Origin of the sequence: Longibacter sp., from assembly GCF_051155795.1 — a bacterium.
Taxonomy (GTDB): Bacteria; Bacteroidota; Rhodothermia; order Rhodothermales; family Salinibacteraceae; genus Longibacter.
The window spans coordinates 1-4,271 of record NZ_DAXETW010000019.1; the positions used below are offsets into that span (position 1 = coordinate 1).

Below are 4,271 nucleotides of genomic sequence, written 5' to 3' on the forward strand. Positions count from 1 at the left end.
CTGATGCACGCCGTAGCCGAGCTTTCGCACACGCGCTGGACCGGCCATTCGAACGAACGGTCGTCCAGTCGTACCGGCTGCACGGGGTCGCCGGATGCCCTCCGATCCCGGCTTTCTCATAATCACCCGGACTGACTCATGCTTCGATCCACGACAACGGCCGAACGCGTTACAACGTCAGATCAGCGAGCGCAGGCTCTTTCCGTCCTACGACAAACCTATGCAGACGAGAAAGGCTGGGTCGGATCCGCCGAGGACGTATTTCCGGAGCAAGACCTGTCCAACTCCGAGGTGACGTGGGTTCTCGCGACGGTGGACGACGCACCCGCCGGCGTGCTGCGTGTTCATTATGCGCCCCCGCTGGATGTATACGCGTCGTACGGGCTGAGGGGCATCGGGGATGGGGAACCGGTCGATGGTGGGAGCCACGACCCTGAACCGACCATTTCTATCCACGGGGAGGCCTTAGACGCCGACGGGATCCAGGACTTCATCAATGAGAATCAGATCGCGGAGATCGGGCGGTTTGCTGTTCTCCCGGCCTACCGCCGCCGTATCCGCGTTGTATTCTGGCTGATGCGTATCGCATGCGTGGACACCTTCGAACGGCGCTACACTCACTACGTGACGGATGTATTCGATGGTGAAGAACACAGTCCGTACAACTTCCACACGAGGGTGTTAGGGTTTGAACCGCTGGCAACCCACGCTGTCGGGGAAATGGACTGCCTGCACCGCCGAATCACGATGGTTCTCGACCTTGGCGCCTGCTATCGGCGTCTCGCCCGCAAGAAGAACCGGCTGTTCCGATTTCTGTCCGATGGCCTCAGTCGGTCCTTGCAGGACGAAATCCTCGGCCGAGAGGCGGCAGCCGCTTGACCCGCTGCGGTGAGCCACCAGGGATGGTTCGCGGGGACCCGTATCGGTTTTCTCCACCCCACCCGGGATCATGGCCCCCGGTGTACCGCCAGCTCGGGCTCCTCCGGTGGATTCGTCGGTCCGGTCGCGCTTTTCGGCCAACGGATGGCCTTCCACGCGGTGAGTCCGACTGCGCCGCCCCCGAGGAAGACGGCGACCGGCGTGACGACGCCCCCGATGAACGGTAGCCACCCGGCGACGAGCAGCAACGCCAGTCCGGATGCCGCCGCCCGGTACGGGTGCCAGGCTTCGTCGCGACCGCGGAAGCGCCCCATTACGTAGTCGCCCAGCCGAATCCCGGAAACGATGTAGCCGATCATAGCGATTCCGGGTAGCAGCACGAAGAGAATACCGAGGGCGATCGGAATCCCGACGAGCGTCGCGAAGAGCGCCGCGGCGACCATCGGCAACCCAACCCACACCGCAAGGCCCGCCAGTGCCGTCGCTCCGATGTCGCCGGTGATGCGTGCGCCCATTTCCCGCATCTTGTGCGGCGCCACCGCGGCGGCAATGAGTCCCGATGCGATGACGGCGATCGCACCTCCCAGCGCAACCAGAACGCCGAACAGCAAGAATCCGCGGGCGATCGGGTACTCCATCCCCGTCTCCACATCGCCTCCGACGATCACGTCATCCGTCTGTCGCAGGTCGGACGCCACGAGGTGCACGTTCCGCCGGATGACGGTCCCCTCCGAGAGGTCGGCCGTACCGTCCACGACAACCAGCGTCCCAACATCGGCGCGGCGAAGGGTTGCCCGCCCGTCGACGACCACGACAGCATCGACCGCACCTTCGACGATCGCGTTGCCGTCAATGACGACCACCGCTCCCTCCCGATCGGTATCCGCGACAACAACATCCCCGCCGACGCGCATGCGGAAGCGATCCGGCGCCAGCATCTCGGCCGGTCGGAGAGGTCCGCCCTCGATCGTATCGGGGCGAAGCTGCAGGAGAACGGTCGCACCGTCAGCCGACGTCGGTGGGCGGGTCGCATCGGCAGGAGCAACCGTAAACGCCAGCAGGGCGAACAGAAGAAGGAGCGCGACCAGAAGAAGCCATCTCGAAGCCGTCGACAGATTCTGAAGCGTGGGCATGGATGAGTCGAGGTTGGTTCGGGCCATCTCTACCCCAGAATGTCAGCGAGCCACGACAATCATCGGTGGCACAGATCGCTGCATTTACCCGCTACCGATGCGGACAGTCGGTGTAGGACGATGCACCTGCCAGCGGCCCCGGCGGGAGCCGACGGAGCGAGGCGAGACCGGATTCTCCGTGACTTGACGATCCTCTCACCCAGGTTTGTAACGTCGATGTTGCACCCGTTTCCTGAATAGGTCATATTGCATTACGTACCTATCATGACAGCGTACATCGATGGCGCGACGACGTCCCTTCCGCCGGACAACGTGCCCGCGCGCCATAGCCCGGTTCCGCACGCCCCCACCGTTCCACCTACGAGGCTATGACCGATATGAGCATGGACGGAGACGAGACACGAAATAACCAGAGCGACAGCTCTCATGGACCCAGCCACCGTTCGCCGGGAAGACGGGCTGCGGAGGTGAAGCCAACGACAGGCGACGGTGCCATCATCAGCGAAGACGGTGTTCAGCTCTCGGTCGCCAACCCGCCGAAAGACGAACTCCCCCGGGCCATCGACGATGCGATCAAAGAACTGCAGGACGTCCTCGAACGCCTGAACATGGCACAGTCTGCCGCAACGGGTGCGGAGCCGCTGCTCGACGCGATGGACCGGGTTGACACCTCCCGAACGGTTGATACGCCGGCCGCTTCGGCCGGCACCGACCGTGCCCGATCCATCCTCCGGGGTGTGTCGCGGACGCTGAACATTACCGCCGAGCGCATCGAGCGGGCGTCGTCTCACTCGTAAGCACCGGCGTTCGGCGCTTTCTGGACCACCGGTCCAAACGTCACTCGACCGTTTCGCTCGAATCAAATCTCCTGTCTCTCTGGCCCTGCACTTCTGCAGGGCTTTTCATCTGGCGGGTGACTCCGTCGCGCCCTTACTCGGTCTCGCCCGAGTCAAGCATGCTTTTCACATCGATCCGGATCTCCTGCTCGATCCAGAACGACAGCGCGAGCCACAGCGCACCGATCAGAATCGACACCTCCCCGTGGTAGGCGAGCATGCCAACGCCCATGCCCGACAGGAAGTAAAAACCGCCCTGCCAAAGGCCGTCCCGGTTCAGTCCGGCCGCTCGTTGTGCAACAACAGCCAGTACGAGCGCAGCGATCACGATCCACTGTGCCAGGACGACATCCTCCTGCCAGACGCTCCATCCCATACATCCGAGTCCGGCAACAAGAGCGAGAGAAAGGACAAACCGCATAATGGTCTTGGAAAGGGAAAAAGGTCTGGGAACCGGTGTAACCAACGGGGCTGGTAATAGCAACACGTCTACATACCTGTCGCGTGTTACGGGCGGCCCGTTTCAATAACGAAATGCGCAGGATTGTGCGTCCCGGATAATCTGAACGGAACAGGTCCCGATACCAACGACCGACGACGTGAAGGCTCCCCGCCCGTCTGAATGTGCGGTTCCGATCGATCGGACGCGATCGTGGCCAAAACGGCGCGGTACGCCGACTCTGCGTGCAGTACACCTATCTGCGTGCAAAATACCTTCCGACCGCGGCACCTCTCGACCTCTCGTGTAAGGATTGTACCCGCACGACACAGCGTCTGATGGTCGATGTCTGCATTATCCGATCGTCGCATCGGACAGTCGAGTCGGCGTCGGTTACAGTATCCTTTCACGGCGATAATCATACGGATACAACGGAGACGGTGATAGCATCTACGTTGCCGCCACATGGTTGCACCGATGCCTCGAGGACGTGAAGCAGCGTCCCGTCTGTCTAGTGCCGTTGGACGGCCGGGGCGCCGATTCTTGTGGGAGAGTCGCGCGTCCCGGTTCACGTCTAACCGGACACGCACCGTGCGGGCCGTCCTTCTTCGGTTCGCCAACCACGTTCTTCCCGGCTGCCAGCCCCTCTGTCTGGGCCTCTACCATGCCTGCCTCTCGCCTGGAATCAACGTCCTCAACCAACGGTCCTTTTGCGATGGTAGCCATCAACGAACCGCTCTACTCGCAATTTTCCGACCAGGGGGACGATAGGGTAGAGGCTTTCTCCCACGCTGCGTCAGCATCCGGTGGCGACCGACGCGGCAGCCACGGAGGGAATAACGGCATCCAGGCGTACCATGAATCTGCGACGCATGCCAGTCACACGGCGGTAGACGAACGTGAGGATCAGGCGGCGGATCTTAATGCCTCCGATGCCCACGAAAGCCTCGTTCACTACCACCGGGCGATCCTTGCGCTGGCCAC

The 4,271-nt window shown here is 62.4% G+C and carries 5 protein-coding genes; 3 read left to right on the forward strand and 2 right to left on the reverse strand.

Features of this window, described 5'->3' with window-relative positions; translation table 11 throughout:
* The first annotated feature begins 138 nt into the window (after positions 1-138).
* On the forward strand, positions 139-879 hold the full coding sequence (locus ACFCU0_RS03210; RefSeq protein WP_434972222.1) for a GNAT family N-acetyltransferase: 741 nt from the start codon (positions 139-141) through the stop codon (positions 877-879).
* Positions 880-947: 68 nt separating this feature from the next.
* Here ACFCU0_RS03210 and ACFCU0_RS03215 read toward each other — a convergent pair whose 3' ends face one another.
* The gene (locus tag ACFCU0_RS03215; protein ID WP_434972223.1) at positions 948-2,012 is read right to left on the reverse strand and encodes a hypothetical protein; all 1,065 of its coding nucleotides are present in this window, start codon (positions 2,010-2,012) and stop codon (positions 948-950) included.
* A 368-nt stretch (positions 2,013-2,380) separates the two neighbouring features.
* Between ACFCU0_RS03215 and ACFCU0_RS03220 the strand changes: the two genes are divergently transcribed.
* Positions 2,381-2,809, forward strand: coding sequence for a hypothetical protein (locus ACFCU0_RS03220; protein WP_434972224.1), 429 nt, complete (start codon positions 2,381-2,383; stop codon positions 2,807-2,809).
* 133 nt (positions 2,810-2,942) lie between these two features.
* Here the strand turns inward: ACFCU0_RS03220 and ACFCU0_RS03225 are convergent, their stop codons facing one another.
* Complete coding sequence (locus ACFCU0_RS03225; RefSeq protein WP_434972225.1) at positions 2,943-3,269, reverse strand: hypothetical protein; 327 nt, start codon at positions 3,267-3,269, stop codon at positions 2,943-2,945.
* Positions 3,270-3,951: 682 nt separating this feature from the next.
* Between ACFCU0_RS03225 and ACFCU0_RS03230 the strand changes: the two genes are divergently transcribed.
* A partial coding sequence (locus ACFCU0_RS03230; RefSeq protein ID WP_434972226.1) for a hypothetical protein occupies positions 3,952-4,271 on the forward strand: 320 nt, incomplete at its 3' end.